Below are 22278 nucleotides of genomic sequence, written 5' to 3'. Positions count from 1 at the left end.
GGTCTTCCCCCACAGGTCGATCGGCTGCGGGATCGGGGCGCGGATGAACCCACTCTCCACGAGGTTGCCCCGGTACGTCTCCTTCATACCGGCCGCCATGATCGTCATCGGCGCCGTCTTCAACCTGCTGTCCCCGCGCTACTACTGGGGCGACTACCTGCTGGGCGCCGCGGTCGTGGTGGCAGGGGCGCTGCTGTCGCGACGGCACACGATCGCGGTCGCGGCGGCCGTTGTTCTGGTCCAGCTGGTGTTGTTGATCAAGGATGGCTACTTCGGTCATGCCATCGGCACACTCTCCTTGATCAGCGCGGTGTTCACCGCGCTCGTGGGCCTCGGGGTGAACCGCGTGGTCGCCGGCCACAGCCGCCGGCTGCAGGTGGTGCGTTCCGTCGCCGAGGCCGTCCAGCGCGCCGTGCTGCCCGCACCACCGGCACGGGTGGGTCCGCTGGCCATCGCCGCGGTCTACAAGGCCGCGCAGATCGAGGCCTTGATCGGCGGAGACGCCTACGCCGTCCAGGACACGCCGTACGGCACCAGATTCCTGATCGCGGATGTGCGAGGCAAGGGCCTGGGCGCGGTCGGCACGGTGGCCGTCCTGCTGGGCACATTCCGAGAGGCGGCAGACCAGGAAGCCGACCTCGTGATGCTGGCCGAGCGCATGGAGCGCGCACTGATCAAAGAAGCCTCCTCCCGCGAGGAAAACGTCCAGATGGAGGGGTTCGTCACCGCGGTGCTCGGCGAGATCACCTCGGACGCGGACCGGATGCGGCTGCTGAACTGCGGCCACCCCTCGCCGTTCCTCCTCCAGGGCGACACGGTGTCCTGCCTGGATCCCGCGGAGCCGAGTCTTCCCCTGGGCATGAGCCGCCTGGGCATACCGCGGGCACGACCCGACCACTGGCCCTTCCCCACCGGGAGCACGCTCCTGCTCGTCACCGATGGGGTGACGGAGGCCCGAGGTCGTTCCGGGACGTTCTACGACCCGGTGAGCCGACTCGCCGGCCGGGGCCCGTTCCGGCAGCCGGAGGAGGTGGTCGAGGTGCTGGTACGAGATGTCGAGCGCTGGATCGGCGGTCCGCGCGATGACGACATGGCGATTCTGGCGATCACCCGGCGTGCTGGTGAACCGGCCCCGTGAATCCGCTCACCTCGCAACGACAAGGCGCGGCATCAGTACGGTACGAGCTGGAGAAGTCAGCTCAGCGCGGCCGCCTTGCGCAGCAGCACGGAGCGTTCGCGCTGGTTGGCGCACAGCCGGGCCGCCAGCTCCAGCTCGGCGCGCGCTTCCGGTCGCCGTCCGAGCCGGGCCAGCAGCTCACCGCGTACGGTCGGGACCAGATGCGAACCGGGGAGCCGGTCCGAGGCGATCAGCTCGTCCACGATGGCCAGGGCCTGCGCCGGGCCCGAGGCCATGGCGACGGCGACGGCCCGGTTGAGCTCGACCACCGGCGAGGGTGCGACCCGGCCGAGCGCCTCGTAGAGCACCACGATCCGGTCCCAGTCGGTCGCCTCGACCGAGGGCGCCGACGCGTGGGTGGCGGCGATCGCGGCCTGCAGGCCGTAGGGGCCGAGGCCGCGAGTCGAGGCCCTGGCCAGCGCGGCCAGCCCACGGCGGATCGCCGAGAAGTCCCACAGCCGCCGGTCCTGCTCGTCGAGCAGGACCGGCGAACCGTCCGGGGCGGTCCGGGCCGGGAAACGCGCGGCCGTCAGCTCGCACAACGCCAGCAGGCCGTGCACCTCCGGCTCGTCCGGCTGCAGCGCGGCCAGCGTGCGGGCCAGCCGGATCGCCTCGTACGCGACGTCGGGGCGCAGCAGCCGGTCGCCCGACGTGGCCGTCGACCCCTCGGTGAAGATCACGTAGAGGACGCTGAGCACGCCGCCCAGCCGCTCCCGGCGCTCGGCGGCCGGCGGCAGCTCGAACGGCACCCCGGCCGCCGCGATCGTCTTCTTGCCCCGGGTGATGCGGGCCTGCACGGTCGGCACGGGTACGAGGAACGCGCGGGCGATCTCCTCGCTGGACAGGCCGCCGACCACGCGCAGGGTCAGCGCCACCCGGGCCTCGGGGGAGAGCACCGGGTGGCAGCTGACGAACATCAACGCCAGCACGTCGTCATCGATCTTGTCGGGATCGATTTCTCCGTCAACCGCCGAGCCGATCGCCAAGTCGACCGCCAAGTCGGCCGCCAGCAGGGCGTATCGGTCCTGGAGGGCCGTCCGGCGGCGGATCGCGTCGATCGCCCGCCGCCGGGCCGTGGCCATCAGCCAGCCGGCCGGATTCGCCGGAGAGTCGAGCGGCCACGACACCAGCGCCTCGGCCACCGCCTCCTGGGCCGCGTCCTCGGCCAGCCCGAAATCGCCGGTGAACCGGGTCAGCGCGGCGACGATCCGCGCCGACTCGATCCGCCAGACGGCCTCGACATCGGCCGTACCCATCAGATCTGCCCGTCGCTCTCGCGTCCGGCCCATTCCTTGATGATCACTCGCCGACCTGCGGGACCTCGTCGCTCCCGGGCACCCGCCGGACCTCGATCTTGGACCCGGGGGCCGCCGGGACCCGCTTGGCCCACTCGACCGCCTCCTGTTTCGAGGCGACGTCGACCAGGAAGAAGCCCCCGAACAGCTCCTTGGTCTCGCCGTACGGCCCGTCCGTGACCACCGGGGTCTCGCCGCTGAAGTCGACCACGACGCCCTGGCCCGGATCGTCCAGCCCTTCCGCCGCGAGGAGAACGCCGGCCTTGACCATCTCCTCGATGAACTGGCGGGTCGTGGCCATCATCTCGTCGATGTTCGCCATCATGGCCGCGTTCGACTCGTCGGTGCCCCGCATGATCAGCAGGTACTTCGGCATCGCGTTCTCCTCGTCCGGCGGAGCCGCCTCTCGGCCCTCGCACCCACAGGTCGAACGAGCGGCCCGCGGATCGACACGGCCCCGGAAAAATCTCTCGCAGCGACGCGGCCGATCCCTCCGACCCGCGTTTCGCCCGTCAGAGCGGCCCTGAGCGATGGCTGACCAGAAAGTTCATCGTCGCATCTTTCGAAGGCGGCGATGCTCACACAGATCACTTCTTTCCGCTACCGGGCTGAAGACCGCGTTCGGCGCGCCAGCCGTCCGAGTCCGCAGCCGACGGCGGTACCTCGACGACGAAGAACAGGAAGCTGGTCGTGGTCGAGAGGTCATGGAAACCGTCGGGGAACAGCTCACGGGCGGCCGGGTCGGGCTGCGGCTCGCTGATGACGGCAAGACGGAAGCCGGCGGTGGTGAAGGCGTCGGTCATCGCGTGCAACGGCCTGCGCCAGAGCCTCATCGGGAAGGACCGCCCGTTGAGCGTCCAGTCGAAGGCATAGCTGGTGGTCGCGACGCGACCACGTCGTCGAACGCGCCGTCGTCGAACGGCAGGGGGTCGCTCAGGTCGGCCACGTGCAGGGCCATGTCATCACCGAGCCGCCGCCGGGCCAACGGCAGCATCCCGGCGCTGGAGTCGATGCCGGTGACGACGGCACCGCGGTCGCGTAGCGCGGCGGACAGGGGGCCTGAGCCGCAGCCGGCGTCCAGGATCCGGCGACCGGCCACGTCTCCGGCGAGGGCCAACATCGCGGGCCGCGCGTGCCTCCACCGCCCGCGCCGCGACGCCGCCCCCGCTCGGCCGAGGGCGGGGGCGGGGGCGGTGGCGGTCAGCGGCCGAGGAATGTCAGGAGCCGGTCCAGGGGCCAGGTGTTGATGACGTCGTCCGTGGTCAGCCAGGCCCGCTGCGCGAGCCCCACCCCGAACCGCTGGTTGGCCAGGTGCGGGATCGCGTGCGAGTCGCTGTCGATCGAGAACTTCACCCCGTGGTGCTTGGCCAGCCGCACCAGGTCCGACGGCAGGTCGGACCGGTCGGGGAAGGAGTCGATCTCCATGGCGGTCCCGGTGCGGGCGGCCACCCGGAAGATCGCGTCCCAGTCGGCGTCGACGGGCGGACGCTTGCCGATCTTGCGGGTCGTCGGGTGCCCGATGATGTCCACGTACGGGTTTTCGCAGGCGGCGATGAAACGCCGGGTCATCTCGTCGCGCGACATCCCGAAATGCGAGTGCACCGACGCCACGCACACGTCGAACCCGGCCAGCACCTCCCCGGGCCAGTCGACCGACCCGTCGGGAGCGATGTTGAGCTCCGTGCCGTGCAGGATCCGCATGTCGGGATATTTCCGTTGGAGCTCGGCCACCTGCCCCCGCTGCTCCAGCGCCTTGTCCAGCGTCATCCGCTGCATCGCCAGGTCGGGGGCGTGGTCGGTGACCGCGTAGTAGGCGTAGCCGCGGGCGTGCCCGGCCGCCACCATGTCCTCCAGCGAGGCGATGCCGTCGGTCAGGTTGGTGTGGGTGTGCAGGTCGCCCTTCAGGTCGCCCAGCTCCACCAGCTCCGGCAGCTCGCCGCGCAGGGCCGCCTTGACCTCGCCGCCGTCCTCGCGCATGGGCGGCGGCACGTACTGCATGCCGAGCGCGGCGTAGATGTCCTCCTCCGAGGCGGCGGCGATCACCCGCTCGCCCTCGAACAGCCCGTACTCCGACAGCTTCCAGCCCTTCTTCACCGCCATCTCCCGGATGGCGACGTTGTGCTCCTTGGAGCCCGTGAAGTACTGCATCGCCGCGCCCCACGACCCGGCGGGCACCACCCGCAGGTCGACCTGGATGCCGGACGTCGTGCGGATCGAGGTCTTCTTGTCGCCCGCCGCGATGATCTCGGCGACGTAGGGCTGGGCGCGGAAGGCGGTCATGATGGACTCGGGCGCGACCGCCAGGATGTCGATGTCGCCGATGGTGTCCTTCATCCGCCGCAGCGAGCCCGCGTACGCGATGCGCTCGGCCTCCAGCGAGGCCATCACCTGCTCGGCCAGCGACATGGCGACCCCGACGTGGACGCGGCGGCCGGACTGCTCGAGCTGCTCGATGCCCTTGAGCAGGTTTGCCAGCGTCTTGGGGCCGAGGCCCTTGACGCCGTCGAGGCGGCCGGAGGTGATCGCCTCGCGCAGGGCCACCGTGGAGTCGATGCCGTAGTCCTCGAACAGCATGATCGCCGTCTTGGGCCCCAGCGTCGGCACCCGCGTCAGCGCGCGCACGCCGTCGGGCACCCGGCCGCGCAGGTCGTCGAGCTGCCGGAAGCTCCCGCGCTGCAGGAACTCCTCCATCTTCTTGGCGATCGCCTCGCCCACCCCGGGGACGCTGCGCACGTCGACCACCGAGATGTCCTCGGGGAACCCCGCGATGGCCTTGGCCGCCTTCTGGTAGCTCCGCACCCGGAAGGCGTCGCCGCCGCAGAGCGCGAACAGCTCCGCGTACTCCTGCAGCGCCGACGCCGCCTCCTCATTTGCCCGCATGGCACAACCCTAAAGGTCGGCCCCGACAATCCAGGACCGTCAGAAGCGCACCTCACGGGGGCGGTACGGCTCGCCGAGGTGGGCCAGCTCCGCCTCCGAGAGCGACACCGACGCGGCCGCCACCGCGTCGTCCACGTGCCGGTCCTTCGTGGCCCCCACGATGGGCGCGGTCACGGCCGGCTGGTGGAGCAGCCAGGCCAGCGCCACCTGGGCGGCGGGAAGGCCGCGCTCACCGGCCACGTGCGCCACCCGGTCGAGGATCGTCTTGTCGTTCTCCGGGTCGTACAGGAAGTCGATGCGCTCGTCCGACCCGGTCCGCGCGGTCGTCGCGGACGAGCCGGCCCTGGCCAGCACGCCGCGCGCCAGCGGGCTCCACGGGATCACGCCCACGCCCTGGTCGGCGCAGAGCGGCAGCATCTCCCGCTCCTCCTCCCGGTAGAGGAGGTTGTAGTGGTTCTGCATCGAGACGAACTTCGTCCAGCCGTTCTGCTCCGCCACGTGCTGCGCCTTGGAGAACTGCCAGGCCCACATGCTCGACGCGCCGATGTAGCGGGCCTTGCCCGCCCTGACCACGTCGTGCAGCGCCTCCATGGTCTCCTCGATGGGCGTCTCGTCGTCCCACCGGTGGATCTGGTACAGGTCCACGTAGTCGGTGCCGAGCCGATCGAGCGAGGCGTCAATGGCCGCGTGGATGTGCTTGCGCGACAGGCCCCGGTCGTTGGCGCCCCTGCCCATGGGGAAGTAGACCTTGGTGGCCAGCACGTAGTCCTCGCGACGGCGGAAGATCGCGCGCAGCGCCTCGCCCGTCACGGTCTCGCTCGCACCCTGGCTGTAGACGTCCGCCGTGTCGAAGAAAGTCACGCCCGCGTCGGCTGCCCTGCGGATGATCGGCTCGGCCTCGTCGCGCGCCAGAGCCCACTCCTGCCTGGCGGGGTCGCCGTAGCTCATCATGCCCAGGCAGATCTTCGAGACCTTCAAACCAGTGATGCCAAGTCGGGTGTATTCCATGTGCTCACCATAGGGTGGGCTTTGCGGTGGTTCGCCTCTCCCCCCAGGAGGGAACGGATCGGTCTGGTTAACGGGCGGCCCGACGGGAAGTCATGGGTGTCCAAAAGCGGCGATGACCTTTACAGGGGCGAGCCGGATCGGGTCGATTAGGGAGAAGCGAGACAACGGCGGGCGGGCTCTCGCGACACGGCCGGATCCGGCGATCCAACCGCATACCGGGGGTGAGGTGGAAGGCACACACCGTGCACTCCTGTCGTGGGCACGTTCCAAACTGAAGAACCCCGGCTGGCTGGGCGGCCTCGGGCTGGCGGCGGGGATGGTCGGCGTGACGGTGCCGATCCAGCTCGGGCTGGTGCGGTCGGGGATGGGGATCGCGGGCGGGGTGACGCTGTTCGTCCTGCTGACACTGCACGTCAGGTTCATCATGGAGACCCCGGTACGGCGGGTGGGCTCGTGGTGGATCGTGGCCGTGCAGGCGTGGGTGACGTACCTGCCGCTGACGGTGTTCGGCGCGGCGTGGACCCCGGTGTGCGCCCTGCTGTCGGGCGCGCTGCTGGTGATGGCGGCCCGGATCCGCTCGATCGTGCTGGTGGCGCTGGCCCTGGCCTGCGGCCCGGTGATGCTGGCCGCGCCGGAGCGGGCGATGATCGATCCCGCCTGGGCGCTCGCCGGCCCGGTGCTCGGCCTGGTCGAGTACGCGCTGGTGACGCTGGGCAGGCGGGTCACGCGGCTGACGAAGGCGCGTACCGAGGTCATGCGCAAGGCCGTCGCCCTGGAGCGCCGCCGCTTCACCCGTGACCTGCACGACCTGGTCGGCCACCGGCTCACCGTCCTGGTGCTGAAGGCGCAGCTCCTGGAGCGGCTCGTGGCCGAGGGCGACCGGCGGGCGCGGGAGGAGTCGTCCGAGACGCTGGAGCTGCTGCGCAGCCTGTCCGCCGACGTCCGGGCCGTCGCCCACGGCCTGCGCAGCTCCTCCCTGGCGGCGGAGCTCGGCTCGGCGCGCTCGCTCCTGGAGTCGGTACGGGTCCGCTGCCAGATCAAGATGTCCTGCCCCGACCTCCCGGGCGATGTGGAGGAGGCGCTCACACACGCCCTGCGTGAAGGTGTCACGAACGTCCTCAGACACGCCGAGGCCCGGCAGTGCTCGATCCAGCTCCTCGAACGCGACCAGCTCGTCCGCCTGACGATCAGGAACGACGGCGTGCGCCCGCCGCGCCGCCCCGGAGACGCGGGACAGGGCCTGCTCAACCTGGCCGAACGCGTCTCCGGCCTCGGCGGCTGGCTCGAGGCCACCTCCTCCCGGACCGGCCAGTTCACCTTCAGCGCGTACGTTCCACGAAAGAAATAGCCAATTGTGAAAAACACACAAATGCAATTTCAATAACCATATTTCGGTGTTGTTACGTGTAACTAGACCGAATCGCCTCCCCGGCGGCAATCTCTAAGGGACAACGCCTTGGAGGTCGGCGCCAGATGGACAAGTACGAGCTGTACTGCCTGGTGGATCCGCGTTTCTACGACTCGCTCGAACACGGCACGGCCGAAGACGCCGACTTTCCCATCCTGCGTGAACCCCTGCCCGACGGTTGGTCCACCGCCCTGACCGACACGTGGTGCTATTACGCCCCCGACAACGAGCCGCCCCTGCCCGCCCAAGGCTGGAAGATCCACGTCTCCGCCCGCGTGGAGGACGCCGAGCAGGCCATCGCCGCCGTGTGGGACTACTGCCTGCAGCGCCGGATCGCGTTCAAGTTCCTGCGCGGCACCCCCGTCCTCGTGATGGTCAACTCCAAGGCCGCCTCCCGGGCGTCCAGCGGCAAGCTGATCACCGTCTACCCGAGGGACGAGGGCCAGCTGGAGCTCGTCCTGAAGGAGCTCGACGAGCTGCTGCGCGGCGTCGAAGGCCCGTACATCCTCAGCGACCTGCGCTACGGCGCCGGCCCCCTGTTCGTCAGGTACGGCGGGTTCGCCGAGCGGCACTGCCTGTCCGGCTCCGGCGAGCGCGTGCTGGCCGTCGAGGACGGCGACGGGCGGCTGGTGCCCGACGTGCGCGGAGCGACGTTCTCGGTGCCGCCGTGGACGACGCTGCCCGGGTTCCTGGAGCCGCATCTGGCCGCGCGCAACGCCGTGACGACGACCGGGCTGCCGTACCGGGTCGAGAGCGTGCTGCACTTCTCCAACGGCGGCGGCGTCTACCTCGCGCGGGACACGCGTACGGAGGAGCGGGTCGTCCTCAAGGAGGCCAGGCCGCACGCCGGGCTCGACGCGGCCGGACGCGACGCCCTCAGCCGGCTCCGCCACGAACGCGACATCCTCCGGCGCCTGGACGGCCTGCCCGCCGTGCCCGCGCTGCTCGGCTACTTCGCCCTGGGCGAGCACGAGTTCCTCGTGCAGGAGTTCGTGGACGGGACGCCGCTGCAGCGGCGGCTCGTGCAGCGCTACCCGCTGACCCGCGCCGACCGCACCGAGCCGGACCTGGCCGACTACACGGCGTGGGCGGTCGAGACGCTGGAGAGCGTGGAGCGGGCCGTCGAGTCGCTGCACGAGCGCGGGGTCGTCTTCGGCGACCTGCACCCGGACAACATCCTGCTGACCGCCGAGGGCCGGGTGGCGCTGATCGACTACGAGGTCGCCACCCTCGTCGCGGACGGGGCCCGCGCCGCGCTGGCCCATCCCGCCTTCATCGCGCCCCCCGACCGCCAGGGCGTGGACGTGGACCGCTACGCGCTGGCCTGCCTGCGACTCGGCCTGTTCGCGCCGCAGTGCACGATCATGCTGCCGCTGCACCGGGCGAAGGCGGCCCAGCTGGGGGAGATCGTCAAGGAGACGTTCCCCGTGCCGGAGGCGACGGTGGACGCCGCCGTCGCGGCCATCGGTGGAGACGGCGACCCCGTGATCATGCCGGACACCTGGCCCGAGCTGCGGGACGCGATGTGCCGGGCCATCGTGGCCGGCGCCACGCCCGCGCGCGACGACCGGCTCTTCCCCGGCGACGTGGCCCAGTTCCGGCCGGGCGGCGGGCTCAACCTGGCCTACGGCGCGGCCGGCGTGCTCTTCGCGCTCCACCGGGCCGGCCTCGGGCCGTTCCCCGAGTACGAGCGCTGGTTACGCGACCGGGCGCTGCGCCCCGTCCAGGGCTCCGGGCTCGGCCTGTACGACGGGCTGCACGGCATCGCGTACGTCCTGGGCCTGCTCGGACACCACGAGCACGCGCACGAGCTGGTCGACGTCTGCCTGCGCGAGAAATGGGAGCGGATGGAGTCGGCGCTGTTCTCCGGCCTGTCCGGCATCGGGCTGAACCTCCTCGACTTCGGCCGCGCCGACCTCGCCCTGCGCGCGGTGGACATCTGCGCCGAGCGGCTCGCCGAACCCGTCCCCGAGCTCAGCGGCGGCCCCCACCCGAGGGCCGGGCTCATGTACGGCTCGTCGGGGCCCGCGCTGCTGTTCCTGCACGCGTACGAGCACACCGGCGACCGGGCCCTGCTCGACCTGGCGGCGACCGCGCTCCGGCAGGACCTGCGGCGCTGCCGGCACGCCGCGGACGGCTCGCTCCAGGTGAACCAGGGCTGGCGGGTGCTGCCGTACCTGGACGAAGGGTCGGCCGGCATCGCCCTCGTGCTGGAGCGCTACCTCGCGCACCACCACGACGAGGAGCTCGCGACGGCGCTGGCCGAGCTGCGGCTGGCCGGGCACGCCGGCTTCTTCGTCCAGTCGGGGCTGTTCACCGGCCGGGCGGGCATGCTCGCGGCCCGCGCGGGCGACCCGCGGGAGCACATCAAGGGCTTGAGATGGCACGCGCTGCCGTACGGCGGGGGACTGGCGTTCCCCGGCGACCAGCTGCTGCGCCTCTCCATGGATTTCGCGACCGGAACGGCGGGCGTGCTCTTCGCCCTCGGCACGGCCCTGGGCGACCAGCCTGGCCACCTGCCGTTCCTGGCGGCCGCTCCCGGGCGGTCCGCCCCCTACGAGTCACGGAAGGAGGTGTAACGGATGGTACTTCTCGACCTGCAGGGTCTCGAGGCGCCCGCGGCCAGCGATGTCGCCAGTGGTGGCAGCACGCTGACGGTTCTCTCGTGTCACTCGGGCAAGCCCAGCAACCTCAGCGTTGCGGTTTGCCACTGATCGCTATATCAGTCCCCGCGCCGTGTCACACGGCGCGGGGACGCCGACTTCAAGGAGGCATCGGGTGCTAGCGGGTGACCGGCTGGTGATCGGGACCCTACGGCGCAGCGGCCCCTGGCCCGCCGTCCTGGCCGTCACGGCGCTCGTGGGCGCGGCCGGTGAGCTGGCGGTCCCGTACCTCGTCGGGCGCACCGTGGACGCCTTCGTCCTGCGCCGGCCGGACGGCTCGTCCTGGCTGGCGCTCTCTGCTTACGCCGTCGCCGCCGTCGTGCTCTGCGAGAGCCTCGGCGTCTGGGCCCGCGGCTCCTGCGGCGCGTTCGCCGCGGCCAGGCTGCGGCTGGGCGTCCTGCGCCACGTGCTCGGCGCCGGGCCGGCGGCCACCCGGCGTTTCCCGGAAGGCGAGCTGGTCACCCGGGCCGGACTGAACGCGGAGGAGGCGGGCCGGGCCCCGGAGACGGTGACCGGCGCGCTCGCGCTGCTCGTGCCCACGGCCGGCGCGCTCGTCGCGCTCACGCTCATCGCGCCCGTCCTGACGCTGACGCTCGGGGTGGGCATCGTCGCCATCCTGTTCGTGCTGCGCGCCTTCCTCCGCGCGACGACGGTGATCTCGGGCGGGTACCAGGAGGTGCAGGGGGAGATCGCCGCCCGGCTCGTGGACGCCATGGAGGGGGCGCGCACGATCGCCGCGGCGGGGACCGCCGCCCAGGAGGCGCGGCGCGTCCTGGAGCCGCTGCCCCGGCTGCGGGCCCACGGCATGTCGCTGTGGCGGGCCAACGCCGGGGCCGCGGTCCAGTCAGGGCTCGTGGTGCCGCTGCTGGAGGTGGCGGTGCTGATCGTCGGGGGGTTCATGCTCGCCTCCGGCCGGCTCACGGTCGGAGAGCTGTACGCCGCCGCCCGCTACGCCGTGCTCGGGGCGTCCCTGAGCACCTCCCTGGGCTACGTCGGCGGGCTGGCCCGAGCACGGGCCGCCGCCGGACGGGTGGCCGAGATCTTCGAACTCACTCCCGTCGCGCACGGCACGCGGACGCTCCCGCCCGGTCCGGGCACGGTCGAGTTCCGCGACGTGGCGGTGGACGGCCTGACCGTCGGCGACCTCACGCTGCCCGGGGGCTCGGTGACCGCCGTCGTCGGACGGTCCGGCGCGGGCAAGTCCCTGCTGGCCGCCCTGGCGGGCCGCCTGACCGATCCGGAGCGCGGCACGGTCCTGCTCGACGGGGTCCCGCTGCGAGAACTGTCGCGGGAGGAGCTGCGCAGGGCCATCGGGTACGCCTTCGAACGCCCGGTCCTGGTGGGCGAGACCGTGGCGGAGGCCATCACAACGGCCGCCGGGCCCGCTGCCGTCGAGGCGGCGAAGGCGGCGTGCGCGGACGCGTTCGTCCGGCGGCTGCCGCTCGGCTACGGCACACCCCTGCGCGAGGCCCCGATGTCCGGCGGCGAGCGGCAGCGGATCGGCCTGGCCAGGGCGTTCGCGCAGGGGGAGCGGTTGCTGGTGCTCGACGACGCCACCTCCAGCCTCGACACCGTGACGGAGCGCGAGGTCGGCCGGGCGCTCACCACCGATCGGCGGGGCCGTACCCGGCTGATCGCGGCCCATCGGCTCGCCACGGCCGCCCGCGCCGACCAGGTCGTCTGGCTGGAGGGCGGGAGGGTGCGCGCCCGGGGGCCGCACGACGTGCTGTGGCGGGACCCGGCCTACCGGGCCGTCTTCCAGGGAACGACACCATGAAGGCGCTCGTCCGACGGCGGCAGGCGGCGCGGGGTGTGTTCTGGCGGGCCTTGGGGCGGGAGCCGCGGCGGCTGGCCGCGATCGGGTTCTGGTCCGTGCTGGAGGCGGCGCCCGCGTTCCTCATCGGGCACGCCGTCGCCCGGGCCATCGAGGACGGGTTCGCCAGGGCCGAGCCCGCGACCGGACTGGCGTGGCTGGCCGCGCTCGGCGTCGCGTGGCTGGTCGGGGCGGTGGCCGCGCGGCAGGTCGTGCTGGGGGTCGCGGCGGTGGCGGAGCCGTTCAGGGACGACCTCCTGACGCACGTCGTCGAGGGAACCCTGAACCGGGGTGGCGCGGGCCGCGACAGCGCCGCGGTGGCCAGGGCGACCCTCCAGGTCGAGCTGGCCAGGGACGCCTTCGCGGCCGTCGTCACGACCGTCAGGGGGTTCGTGTTCACGGTGGCCGGCGTGGTGCTGGGGCTGGCGACGCTGGCCCCGCAGGCGCTCGCTCTCGTGCTGCCGCCGTTCGCCGCCGGGCTCGGGCTGTTCCTGGCCTCGTTGCCCGCCCTCGCACGCGGGCAGCGGGCATTCCTGCTGGCCGACGAACGGCTGGCCGACGAGATGACGGCCACGGCGGGCGGCCTGCGCGACATCGAGGCGTGCGGCCTGCGCGAACCCGTGGCCGCGCGGCTGGACCGCCAGGTCCGCGCGCAGGCCGCCGCCGCCCGCGCGCTCGCCCGGGTGACCGCCGCCCGCACCGCGGCCCTCGCCGTGGGCGGCTGGCTTCCGGTCGTCCTCGTGCTGGCCGGCACCCCACGGCTGCTGGACGCCGGCCTCGGCCCCGGCGTGATCGCCGGCACGCTCGCGTACGTCACGCAGTCCCTGGCCCCCGCGCTCGGCGGCCTCGTGCAGGGCCTCGGCGTCAGCGGCATCCGGCTGGCCGCCACGCTCGGCCGCATCGTCGCGTCCGCCCCGCCCATCGGGCCGCCCCGGCCCAGGATCCGCCCCAGCACCTGCGACGTGCGGCTCTCCGCCGTCACCTTCGCGTACGGCCCGCACTCGGCCCCCGTCGTCGACCGCCTGGACCTCGCCATCCCCGAGGGCGACCACCTCGCGGTCGTGGGGCCCAGCGGCGCCGGCAAGTCCACGCTCGCGGCCCTGGTCAGCGGCATGCTCCGGCCGGATACGGGCGAGGCGCTGGTCGGCGGCGTCCCCGCCGACCGGCTCGACCCTGCCGCCCGCGTGCTGATCCCCCAGGAGGCGTACGTCTTCCGCGGCACCCTCATGGAGAACCTCATCGCCCTCGGCACGCCGGACGCCCCCGATCTCGCAGGGAAGCTGGACGAGGCCGTCGCGGCCGTCGGCGCCCGCGAGCTGGTGGACGAGCTGGGCGGCTACGAGGCCCGCCTCGACCCGGCGGCGCTGTCGGCCGGGCAGCGCCAGCTCATCGCGCTCGTCCGCGCCTACCTCACCCCCGCCCCCCTGGTCATCCTCGACGAGGCCACCTGCCACCTCGACCCCGCCGCCGAGGCCCGTGCGGAGACCGCGTTCGCGCGGCGCGGCGGCACGCTCGTCGTCGTCGCGCACCGCCTCACCTCCGCGCTGCGCGCCCGCCGCATCCTCCTCATGGACGGAACCCGGGTGACCATCGGCACCCACGACGAACTGATCAGGACCTCTCCGCTCTACGCCGACCTGGCCGGCCACTGGCATCCGGAGCCCGTGTCATGAAATTTCTGGACAAGTATCCGCGCGCCGAGCGCCTCCCCGGCGGCTCGACGCCAGGGGAGATCGACGACCCGTACCGCGGGCTCGAAGACCCCGACGACCCCGCCACCAAGACCTGGCTGGCCGAGCAGGACCGGCTGTGGCACGACAGCGCCGCCCGGCTGCCCCAGCGCGAGCGCTTCCTCGCCCGGCTCACCGAGCTCAGGGAGACAGGCCTGGTCACCCCGCCGGTCTGGCGCGGCGGGCGGAGCTTCCACCTGCGCCAGACCACCTCCCAGGAACACCCGGTCCTCCACTGCGGCGACCGCGTCGTCCTCGACCCCATGGACCTCGACCCCACGGGGCTCACGACGCTGGACGACTGGCAGCCGGACCTGGAAGGGCGCCTGCTGGCGTACCAGATCTCGCGCCGGGGCGACGAGAAGGCGGACCTGTACGTCAGGGACGTCGACACCGGGGCCGTCGTGGACGGGCCCATCGGCGGCTGCCGCTACTCCGCGGTCGCCTGGCTGCCGGGCGGCGCGGCCTTCTACTACGTGCGCTTCCACGACGGCGTCTACCTGCACACGATCGGCGACGCGGCGGACGTCCCCGTCTTCACGCGAGGGCCGGTCCGGTACGGCGTGCAGATCAGCGCCGACGGCCGCTGGCTGACGATCTCGGCGGGCGGTTCGCTCTGGCTCGCCGAGCCGGCCGGCCGGGGTGAGCCCCGCCCCGTACCGGACGCCCTGGCCGCCGCGGTGGCCTGCGACGGCCGCCTCTACCTGGTCACCGACCGGGACGCGCCGCGGCGCAGGCTCTGCGTGGCCGATCCGGCCGAGCCCGGCGCGTGGCGGGAGCTGGTCCCGGAGGACCCGGAGGCGGTGCTGGGCGCGTTCACCGTGCTCGACGGCGACCGGCTGCTCGTCGCCCGGACCCGCCACGCCGTGGGGGAGATCGCCGTCCACCACGCCCGCACGGGGGAGCGGCTGGGCTCCGTGCCGCTGCCCGGCAGCGGCACGATCGCCTCGCTGACCTCGCGCCCCGGCGGCGGCTCCGAGGCGTGGTTCGCCTACACCGACGCCGTCACACCCCCCGAGGTCTGGCGCCACGACGTCCGCACCGGCGAGACCACCCTCTGGTCGGCCCCGCCGGGCCGCGTGAGCCGGCCCGCCGTGCGCAGCCACCACATCGAGTACGCCTCGGCCGACGGCACCCGCGTCCGCATGGTCGTGGTGGCGGGCCCGTCGGCGGGCGGCCCCCGCCCCACGATCCTCACCGGGTACGGCGGCTTCGGCATCCCCCTGCGGCCCGGGTACGCCGCCGACTCCCTGGCCTGGGTCGAGGCGGGCGGCGTGCTGGCCGTCGCCAATCTCAGAGGCGGCGGCGAGGAGGGCGAGGAGTGGCACCGGGACGGCATGCTGGAGCGCAAGCAGAACGTCTTCGACGACTTCGCGGCCGCCGCCGGCAAGCTCATCGCCGACGGCTGGACGACCCCCGGGCAGCTCGGCATCTGGGGCGAGTCGAACGGCGGCCTCCTCGTCGGCGCGGCCCTCACCCAGCGGCCCGGCCTGTTCGCGGCGGCGGTGTGCTCGGCGGGCCTGCTCGACATGGCCCGCTACCACCTCGGCGGCCTCGGCCCCTCCTGGACCGGCGAGTACGGCGACCCCGACGACCCCGAACAGCTCGGCTGGCTGCTCGCCTACTCGCCCTACCACCACGTCAGAAAGGGGACGGACTACCCGGCGACGCTGTTCACGGTCTCGGCGGGAGACACGCGGGTCGATCCGATGCACGCGCGCAAGATGTGCGCCGCCCTGCAGTGGGCGGCCGGCGGGGACCGGCCGATCCTGCTCCGGCACGAGCCGGACGTGGGCCACGGCGCGCGGGCGGCCAGCAGGTCGGTCGCGCTGGCGGCGGACGCCCTCGCCTTCCTGGCCGCGCACACGGGCCTGGAGGTGATCGGCCTAGATCCAGCCTGACTCCCTGGCGATGCGGATGGCGTCGATCCTGCTGCGGGCGCCCAGCTTGGCCGTCGTCTTGGACAGGTAGTTGCGTACCGTGCCCTCCGACAGGAACAGCGACGCCGCGATCTCCCCGATCGACGCCCCGTCCGCCGCGGCCCCGATCACGTCCAGCTCGCGCGGCGTCAGCGGCGCCTCGGGCGGCCGCATGGCCGCGATGGCCAGCTCCGAGTCGATGACCCGCTCGCCCTCGGCCACCCGGCGGATCCCGTCCGCCAGCCGGTCGGGCGGGGCGTCCTTGGCCATGAAGCCCCGAACGTGCACATCGAGCGCCTGCTTGAGCAGGCCCGGCGTGCCCACGCCGGTCAGGATGAGCACCCCGCACTCGGGCAGCTTCGCGTGCAGCTCGCCGGCGGCGGTGAGCCCGTCCTTGCCGGGTAACGCGATGTCGATCACGGCGACGTCGGGCCGGGTGGCCCTGGCCGCGGCCAGGATGCGGTCTCCCCTGGAGACCTCGGCCACGACCTCGATGTCTTCCTCATAAGCCAGCAGCGCCACGATCGCCCCGCGTACCAGGTTCATGTCCTCAGCGAGCAACGTTCGAATCACCATGCGTCCTTGCGGTCGGCCGGCTTGCAACGTCTGCGGGCTTCCTAATCCTGACTTATTGACCCGGATGTGAAAAGTCCTGCCAAATAACCGTCAGGCCAAACATGCGCTTTTGTGGAATGGTCATGGACATGGAACCACGCGTACGCCCCCTCCCGCCCGAAGAATGGGACGATTTCACGAAGGCGAACCCGCAGAACGTGTTCACCACGCTGGCCCGCCACCCGGCGCTCTACAAGGAGTGGCTGGGTTTCGGCGGCGCGCTGCTCGACGGCACGCTGCCCGCCCGCGACCGCGAGCTGGCCATCCTGCGCACCGCCTACCACACCGGCAGCGCCTACGTGTGGGCCCACCACGCGCGCCTGGGCAGCGCGGCCGGGCTCACCGACCTGGAGATCGCCTCGGTGAGCCACCCGGACGCCCTCTGGCCGGTCGAGGACCAGCTCATCCTCCAGGTCGCCGACGACCTCCACTCCATCGGTGACCTGACCGACGCCACCTGGACGGCGCTCTGCGACCGCTACGACGAGCCGGGCCGGATCGAGCTGGTCGTGCTGGTGGCCCACTACACCATGCTGGCGCTCGTGCTCAGGACGCTCAGAGTGGAACTCGAGGAGTGATCATCGTGACGCCCGGCACCGAGCCGATCGAGGCCAGCGCCTTGCCGGCGTCGGCCAGCCCGATCGTGCGGGTGACGAGCTGGTCGGGATGGAGGATCCCGGCCCTGATCATCTCCAGCATCGGCGGGTACGCGTGCGCGGCCATGCCGTGGCTGCCCAGCAGCCGCAGCTCATGGCCGATCACGCGGCCCATCGGCACCGGCGTCGGCCCTCCCGGCAGCAGCCCCACCTGAACGTGGCGGCCCTTGCGGCGCAGGCTCTCGATGGAGGCGGCGCAGGTCTGCGGGCTGCCCAGCGCGTCGATCGACACGTGGGCGCCGCCCCTGGTCAGCTCCCTGACCTGGGCCGCCACGTCCCCGGCCGAACCGTTGACGAAGTGCGTGGCGCCCGCCCGCTCCGCCAGGTGCAGGGCGTCGGTGCTGATGTCCACGGCCACCACGCGGGCCCCGGCCGCCGTCGCGATCATCACGGCCGACAGGCCCACGCCGCCGCACCCGTGCACCGCCACCCACTCGCCCGGCCGCACCTCGCCGACCTGCGCCACGGCGCGGAAGGCGGTGGCGAAGCGGCAGCCGAGCCCGGCCGCCGTGGCGTAGTCCATGTCCTCGGGGATCGCGATCAGGTTGACGTCCGCGTGGTCGATGGCCACGTACTCGGCGAACGAGCCCCAGTGGGTGAAGCCGGGCTGCGTCTGCCGCTCGCACACCTGCTGCTCGCCGGTGGCGCAGGACGGGCACGAGCCGCAGGCGCAGATGAACGGGACCGTCACCCGCGCCCCCGGCAGCCAGCCGCGCACGTCGGAGCCGACCGCCTCGACGACGCCCGCCAGCTCGTGGCCCGGCACGTGGGGCAGGACCTTGATGTCGGGGTCGTGCCCCTGCCAGCCGTGCCAGTCGGACCGGCACAGCCCCGTCGCCTCGACCCTGATCACCGCTCCGTGCGGGGCGGGGGACGGGTCGGGCAGCTCGCGCACGTCGAGCTCGCCACCGAAGATGTCAAATGCAACCGCTCGCATCTCATGAGCTTAGGGTCAGTTGCCGCAGGTCGCGCAAGGCCTGGTGGGAGGGCGAACCGGGTTCGGTGGTGTAGAGGACGAGGCGGAGGTCGTCGCGGTCGGGCACGGGCATGACCTGGCAGATCGCGTCGATGGTGCCGACCAGCGGATGCGTGACCTGTTTGCGCTGCTCCCTGCGGATCTCGACCTCGTACCTGGCCCACAGCTCGGCGAAGTGCGGGCTGAGCGCGAGCATCTCGGCGACCAGCGCCTGGATCTTGCGGTCGTCGGGGTAGCGGCCCGCGGCGGCGCGCAGGTCGGCGACGGAGGAGCGGGCGAAGCGGCCCTTCTCCTCATCGCTGAGGTACTCGGCGATGTCGGGGGACATGAAGACCCAGCGGATGACGTTGCGGTCGTCCGGGCTCACGGTGTCGAGGCCGCCCATGAGCACGTTGGCCAGGGGGTTCCAGGCGCGGATGTCGTACCTGGCGTCCAGCACGTACGCGGGGACCTCCTCCATGAACCCGATCAGGTGCAGCAGGCTCTCGGGCAGGTCCTCCCTGATCCGGGGTGTCTCCACCGCGTGCCCGGCCAGGTGGAGCAGGTGGGCGCGCTCGTCCCGGCCCAGCATGAGCGCCCGGGCCAGCGCGTTGAGCACCTGCCTGGACGGGTGCGGGCCCCGGCCCTGCTCCAGCCGGATGTAGTAGTCGATCGACATGCCGGCGAGCTGCGCGACCTCCTGCCTGCGCAGGCCCGGCGTGCGGCGCCGCTCGCCGGGCGGCAGGCCGACCTCGGCGGGGGTGACACGGGCGCGCCTGACGCGCAGGAAGTCGGCGAGTTCGTCGCGGTTCATGCCTCCATCCTCAGTGATGTCCGGCCGCGCTTGGGTGGTACCGGTGATACCAGCCTCTCCAGACCTCTCCCGGACCCGCTGTGACCTGGGTGAACGTGGACGCATGACGAAGATTGCCCTCATCACGGGCGCCAACAAGGGAATCGGCTACGAGATCGCGCGACTGCTGGCCGAGCAGGGTGTCACCACGATCGTGGGGGCGCGCGACGAGGAGCGCGGGCGGGCCGCCGCGGAGCGGCTGGGGCAGCCGTACGTGCGGCTCGACGTGACCGACGAGGCGAGCGTGGCCGCGGCCGCTAAGTGGGTCGAGCAGGAGTACGGCCGGCTGGACATCCTGGTGAACAACGCCGGGATCACCGGCGGCTTCATGGACCCGCGCCCCAGCGCCACCCCCGCCGGGGTGCTCAGGGAGGTCTACGAGACGAACGTGTTCGGCGTCGTGACGGTCACCAACGCGATGCTGCCGCTGCTGCGGGAGTCGGAGGCCGGCCGGATCGTGAACATGACGTCCGAGCTGGGCTCGCTGACCATGGCGATGGACCGGGAGAGCCCTTTCTGGGACATCAACATCATGCCCTACAACTCCTCCAAGACCGCGCTCAACATGGTCACCGTCAGCTACGCCAAGGAGCTGATCGACACCCCGATCAAGGTGAACGCGGCCAACCCCGGCTACTGCGCCACCGACCTCAACGGGCACAGCGGGTTCCAGACCGCCGAGCAGGGGGCGGCCATCGCCGTGCGGCTCGCGACCCTCGACGCCGATGGCCCCACCGGGGCGTTCCTGGAGGACAGGGGATCTATCCATTGGTGAGGTGTCAAGCCAGGTGAATAGGACAGAGAGGGGTGATGGGACGAGATCTAGATAAGGAGCGCTTCTCCGAGGCGGAGTACGCCGCCTTCGGGGAGCGGATCCGGGAGCAGCTCGGCGTCCTGCGCGAGCTGCTCGACACCCCCGGCTTCGGCCAGGGCCCGGCGACGGTCGGGGCCGAGCTGGAGCTGTTCCTGATCGACGAGCGGGGCCGGCCGCTGCCCCGCAACAGCCAGGTGCTCGAAGCCCTCGGCGACCCCCGCGTGGTGCTGGAGCTGGGCCGCTTCAACGTCGAGGTGAACCTGACCCCGACGCCGCTGGCCGGCCGGCCCTTCGAGCGGCTGAGCGGCGAGGTGCAGGAGACGATCGTCAAGGTGGACGGGGCGGTGGAGGGCGGGGGCGCGCTGCCCATCGGCATCCTGCCCACGCTTGACGCCGAGGACTTCACGGTCGGCGCGATGAGTGACCAGAACCGTTACCGGGCCATGAGCAGGGGCATCAGGCGGCTGCGGCTGGAGCCGTTCCTGGTCAAGATCGACGACCTGGAGCTGTCGGTGGAGGACGTGATCCTCGAGAGCGCCAACACCTCCTGGCAGGTGCACATCCGCACGCCGCCCGACCGCTTCGCGCGGCTGTTCAACGCCGCCCAGCTGGCCATCGGCCCGGTGCTGGCCGCCTGCGGGAACTCGCCGTTCTTCCTCGGCAGGCGGCTGTGGGAGGAGACGCGCATCGCGCTGATGGAGGAGGCCGCCGACGACCGGGACGTGCAGCGGCGCGAGCGCAGGGACGGGCGGGTCACGTTCGGCTCCGACTGGGTGCGCGAGGGTGCGTATGAGCTGTTCGAGCGGTACGTGCGGGACTACGACCCCGTGGTGCCGGATCTGCGGGACGACGCGGAGCCGTACGAGGTGCCGGAGTTGCGGCTGCACCAGGGCACGATCTGGCAGTGGAACCGGCCCGTCTACGACCCGGCCGACGGCGGTCACCTGCGGATCGAGATGCGGGCGCTGCCGGCGGGCCCGTCGTGCGCGGACATGGCGGCCAACACCGCGTTCCTGCTCGGGCTCACGCTGTCGCAGGCGGAGCGTGACCTGACCGGCTTCCGATTCGGGGAGGCGTACCAGAACTTCTACCGCGCCGCCATGCACGGGCTGGACGCCAAGCTCTCCTGGCCCGGCTCCGACGTCGACTTCGAGGCCGCCGACCTGGTGCTCCGCCTGCTGCCCGAGGCGCGGGAGGGGCTGCTCGCGGCGGGGGTGACGCCGTCGGACGCCGACGGCGCGCTGGGCGTGATCGCGCAGCGCACCCGGCTGCGCCGCACGGGCGCGGCCTGGCAGCGGGAGGCTCTGGAACGTTTCCAGGGCGACCGGGAACGACTCGTACAGCGTTACCGTGAGCTGTCACTGTCGGGGCTTCCGGTGCATTTGTGGCCCTGAAGGCAAACTTCTATCGCACTCCGTCCGTCAAACTAGGTCAAGGGACGGCAAAGCGAGGAAGTTATGGCGGCAACGGGGATGGTACCCACGAACAAGGCACCTTTCGCCTTGCGCAGGGAAACGGGCGACCTGGCCGAAGGGGCGGCGAAGCTGGCGGGGGAGATCGGCGGCGCCGGTGTCGAGGCGGTGCTGGCGCAGGCGAACAGGATGGCGACCCGCAAGGGGGCATCGGGCGCGCTCGGGGCGATGAGCCCGAAACCGTCCGAGTGGTACGCGTTCGACGTCAAGGACCAGGACACGGTCGACTGGTACCCGCAGGGGCTGACCTGCTCGGACGAGTCGGGCTCGATCGGGGTGCCGGCGTTCCTGGCGTCCTGGTACTTCAAGCCGGAGGTGGGTGAGCGGGGCATCAGGGTGTCCTTTCTCAGCCCCAAGACCCTGAAATATCAGCATGCGCTGCTGGTCGAGGCGAAGCCGGATGGCTCGTACGGACCCATCAACATCCACGCGGGCGGCATCGCGTGCGACGGCGACCTGGTCTACATCGCCGACACCAAGCGAGGGCTGCGCGTCTTCGACCTGAAGCACGTGCTCGACCTGCGCACCGCCCAGAACGACCTGGGCGACCCCACGCGGGTCGGGCGGCAGGGCGGCAAGTTCCACGCCTTCGGCTACCGGTACGTGATGCCGCAGACGGACTTCTGGAAGGTCGCGAAGCCGGGGCCGCTCTTCTCGTTCGTCTCGATCGACCGCAGCGGCGGCACGCCGCGGCTGGTCACCGGCGAGTACCGCGAGAACGACCCGGGCGGCTGGGTGGGCCGCTGGCCCCTGGGCCTGGCCGGCGGCGAGCCCGAGGACGCCTTCGTGATGGGACAGCCCAAGATCCAGGGGGCCGTCTCGTGGGGCGGCAAGTGGTACCTGAGCCAGGCGGCCGGCGCGAACGCCAACGGCAAGCTGCTCGTCCAGACCGACGGCAAGCTGGAGACGCGGGGGTTCCCCATCGGGCCGGAGGACCTGACGGTGCAGGGCGGCAAGCTGTGGAGCGTCACCGAGTTCAGGAACCGCCGGATCATCTTCGGCGTGCCCCTCTAGGGGTTT

General features: G+C 72.2%; 17 protein-coding genes and 2 pseudogenes. 11 read left to right on the top strand and 8 right to left on the bottom strand.

What is annotated here, in order from left to right:
• The first annotated feature begins 97 nt into the window (after positions 1 to 97).
• The gene (locus AB0L65_RS00505; protein ID WP_364239082.1) at positions 98 to 1138 is read left to right on the top strand and encodes a PP2C family protein-serine/threonine phosphatase; all 1041 of its coding nucleotides are present in this window, start codon (positions 98 to 100) and stop codon (positions 1136 to 1138) included.
• Between the two features lie 56 nt (positions 1139 to 1194).
• On the opposite strand, the gene AB0L65_RS00500 is transcribed toward AB0L65_RS00505, so the two are convergent.
• The 5 genes and pseudogenes from AB0L65_RS00500 to AB0L65_RS00480 form a co-directional block, all read right to left on the bottom strand.
• Entirely contained in the window at positions 1195 to 2433 is a 1239-nt protein-coding gene (locus AB0L65_RS00500; RefSeq protein ID WP_364239081.1) for a DUF6596 domain-containing protein, read from the bottom strand.
• Positions 2433 to 2848: pseudogene (locus AB0L65_RS00495) on the bottom strand (YciI family protein). The gene AB0L65_RS00500 and the pseudogene AB0L65_RS00495 overlap by 1 nt, the downstream one beginning before the upstream one ends.
• 211 nt (positions 2849 to 3059) lie before the next feature.
• Positions 3060 to 3610 (bottom strand): annotated as a pseudogene (locus AB0L65_RS00490) (methyltransferase domain-containing protein); the annotation flags it as partial.
• Between the two features lie 62 nt (positions 3611 to 3672).
• Positions 3673 to 5352: a DNA polymerase/3'-5' exonuclease PolX gene (polX, locus tag AB0L65_RS00485; RefSeq protein ID WP_364239080.1), complete on the bottom strand. Its 1680-nt coding sequence runs from the start codon at positions 5350 to 5352 to the stop codon at positions 3673 to 3675.
• A gap of 39 nt (positions 5353 to 5391) precedes the next feature.
• Positions 5392 to 6360, bottom strand: coding sequence for an aldo/keto reductase (locus AB0L65_RS00480; protein ID WP_364239079.1), 969 nt, complete (start codon positions 6358 to 6360; stop codon positions 5392 to 5394).
• A 226-nt stretch (positions 6361 to 6586) separates the two neighbouring features.
• Here AB0L65_RS00480 and AB0L65_RS00475 point away from each other — a divergent pair, with 226 nt between their 5' ends.
• From AB0L65_RS00475 to AB0L65_RS00450, 6 genes are all read left to right on the top strand, one after another.
• Positions 6587 to 7708, top strand: a complete 1122-nt coding sequence (locus tag AB0L65_RS00475) for a histidine kinase (protein ID WP_364239078.1) — start codon at positions 6587 to 6589, stop codon at positions 7706 to 7708.
• A gap of 125 nt (positions 7709 to 7833) precedes the next feature.
• Positions 7834 to 10347 (top strand): class III lanthionine synthetase LanKC, encoded by a 2514-nt coding sequence (gene lanKC / locus AB0L65_RS00470; RefSeq protein ID WP_364239077.1) that lies wholly within the window; start codon positions 7834 to 7836, stop codon positions 10345 to 10347.
• Positions 10348 to 10350: 3 nt separating this feature from the next.
• Positions 10351 to 10482 carry a SapB/AmfS family lanthipeptide gene (locus AB0L65_RS00465; RefSeq protein WP_355195039.1) on the top strand — a complete coding sequence of 44 codons (132 nt, stop codon included), beginning with the start codon at positions 10351 to 10353 and terminating at the stop codon, positions 10480 to 10482.
• A gap of 64 nt (positions 10483 to 10546) precedes the next feature.
• Positions 10547 to 12208: an ABC transporter ATP-binding protein gene (locus AB0L65_RS00460; RefSeq protein WP_364239076.1), complete on the top strand. Its 1662-nt coding sequence runs from the start codon at positions 10547 to 10549 to the stop codon at positions 12206 to 12208.
• Positions 12205 to 13917 carry an ABC transporter ATP-binding protein gene (locus tag AB0L65_RS00455; protein WP_364239075.1) on the top strand — a complete coding sequence of 571 codons (1713 nt, stop codon included), beginning with the start codon at positions 12205 to 12207 and terminating at the stop codon, positions 13915 to 13917. The genes AB0L65_RS00460 and AB0L65_RS00455 overlap by 4 nt, the downstream gene beginning before the upstream one ends.
• On the top strand, positions 13914 to 15875 hold the full coding sequence (locus AB0L65_RS00450) for a prolyl oligopeptidase family serine peptidase (RefSeq protein WP_364239074.1): 1962 nt from the start codon (positions 13914 to 13916) through the stop codon (positions 15873 to 15875). The genes AB0L65_RS00455 and AB0L65_RS00450 overlap by 4 nt, the downstream gene beginning before the upstream one ends.
• On the opposite strand, the gene AB0L65_RS00445 is transcribed toward AB0L65_RS00450, so the two are convergent.
• Positions 15861 to 16466 carry a response regulator transcription factor gene (locus tag AB0L65_RS00445; RefSeq protein ID WP_350723215.1) on the bottom strand — a complete coding sequence of 202 codons (606 nt, stop codon included), beginning with the start codon at positions 16464 to 16466 and terminating at the stop codon, positions 15861 to 15863. The genes AB0L65_RS00450 and AB0L65_RS00445 overlap by 15 nt on opposite strands.
• 125 nt (positions 16467 to 16591) lie before the next feature.
• Here AB0L65_RS00445 and AB0L65_RS00440 point away from each other — a divergent pair, with 125 nt between their 5' ends.
• On the top strand, positions 16592 to 17086 hold the full coding sequence (locus AB0L65_RS00440) for a carboxymuconolactone decarboxylase family protein (protein ID WP_363965269.1): 495 nt from the start codon (positions 16592 to 16594) through the stop codon (positions 17084 to 17086).
• Here the strand turns inward: AB0L65_RS00440 and AB0L65_RS00435 are convergent.
• Together AB0L65_RS00435 and AB0L65_RS00430 are read right to left on the bottom strand one after the other, a co-directional pair.
• On the bottom strand, positions 17064 to 18101 hold the full coding sequence (locus AB0L65_RS00435; protein ID WP_364239073.1) for a zinc-dependent alcohol dehydrogenase family protein: 1038 nt from the start codon (positions 18099 to 18101) through the stop codon (positions 17064 to 17066). The two genes, AB0L65_RS00440 and AB0L65_RS00435, sit on opposite strands and share 23 nt — an antisense overlap.
• Before the next feature lies 1 nt (position 18102).
• Complete coding sequence (locus tag AB0L65_RS00430) at positions 18103 to 18933, bottom strand: helix-turn-helix transcriptional regulator (RefSeq protein WP_364239072.1); 831 nt, start codon at positions 18931 to 18933, stop codon at positions 18103 to 18105.
• A 103-nt stretch (positions 18934 to 19036) separates the two neighbouring features.
• On the opposite strand from AB0L65_RS00430, the gene AB0L65_RS00425 reads away from it, so the two are divergent.
• From AB0L65_RS00425 to AB0L65_RS00415, 3 genes are all read left to right on the top strand, one after another.
• Complete coding sequence (locus AB0L65_RS00425) at positions 19037 to 19747, top strand: SDR family oxidoreductase (protein ID WP_350722111.1); 711 nt, start codon at positions 19037 to 19039, stop codon at positions 19745 to 19747.
• Between the two features lie 35 nt (positions 19748 to 19782).
• Positions 19783 to 21180 (top strand): glutamate--cysteine ligase, encoded by a 1398-nt coding sequence (locus AB0L65_RS00420; protein ID WP_364239071.1) that lies wholly within the window; start codon positions 19783 to 19785, stop codon positions 21178 to 21180.
• Positions 21181 to 21288: 108 nt separating this feature from the next.
• Entirely contained in the window at positions 21289 to 22272 is a 984-nt protein-coding gene (locus tag AB0L65_RS00415; protein WP_364239070.1) for a hypothetical protein, read from the top strand.
• The last annotated feature ends 6 nt before the right edge of the window (positions 22273 to 22278 follow it).

Source organism: Nonomuraea sp. NPDC052116 (assembly GCF_040680035.1).
Classification (GTDB): domain Bacteria; phylum Actinomycetota; class Actinomycetes; order Streptosporangiales; family Streptosporangiaceae; genus Nonomuraea; species Nonomuraea angiospora_A.
This window is presented reverse-complemented; position numbering and strand designations above follow the sequence as displayed.

Coding starts and splice junctions, on each gene's coding strand:
- AB0L65_RS00420 (WP_364239071.1), top strand. CDS start 19,783: ATGGGACGAGATCTAGATAAGGAGCGCTTCTCCGAGGCGGAGTACGCC.
- AB0L65_RS00450 (WP_364239074.1), top strand. CDS start 13,914: ATGAAATTTCTGGACAAGTATCCGCGCGCCGAGCGCCTCCCCGGCGGC.
- AB0L65_RS00465 (WP_355195039.1), top strand. CDS start 10,351: ATGGTACTTCTCGACCTGCAGGGTCTCGAGGCGCCCGCGGCCAGCGAT.
- AB0L65_RS00480 (WP_364239079.1), bottom strand. CDS start 6,360: ATGGAATACACCCGACTTGGCATCACTGGTTTGAAGGTCTCGAAGATC.
- AB0L65_RS00455 (WP_364239075.1), top strand. CDS start 12,205: ATGAAGGCGCTCGTCCGACGGCGGCAGGCGGCGCGGGGTGTGTTCTGG.
- AB0L65_RS00505 (WP_364239082.1), top strand. CDS start 98: ATGATCGTCATCGGCGCCGTCTTCAACCTGCTGTCCCCGCGCTACTAC.
- AB0L65_RS00440 (WP_363965269.1), top strand. CDS start 16,592: ATGGACATGGAACCACGCGTACGCCCCCTCCCGCCCGAAGAATGGGAC.
- polX (WP_364239080.1), bottom strand. CDS start 5,352: ATGCGGGCAAATGAGGAGGCGGCGTCGGCGCTGCAGGAGTACGCGGAG.
- AB0L65_RS00435 (WP_364239073.1), bottom strand. CDS start 18,101: ATGCGAGCGGTTGCATTTGACATCTTCGGTGGCGAGCTCGACGTGCGC.
- lanKC (WP_364239077.1), top strand. CDS start 7,834: ATGGACAAGTACGAGCTGTACTGCCTGGTGGATCCGCGTTTCTACGAC.
- AB0L65_RS00425 (WP_350722111.1), top strand. CDS start 19,037: ATGACGAAGATTGCCCTCATCACGGGCGCCAACAAGGGAATCGGCTAC.
- AB0L65_RS00500 (WP_364239081.1), bottom strand. CDS start 2,433: ATGGGTACGGCCGATGTCGAGGCCGTCTGGCGGATCGAGTCGGCGCGG.
- AB0L65_RS00430 (WP_364239072.1), bottom strand. CDS start 18,933: ATGAACCGCGACGAACTCGCCGACTTCCTGCGCGTCAGGCGCGCCCGT.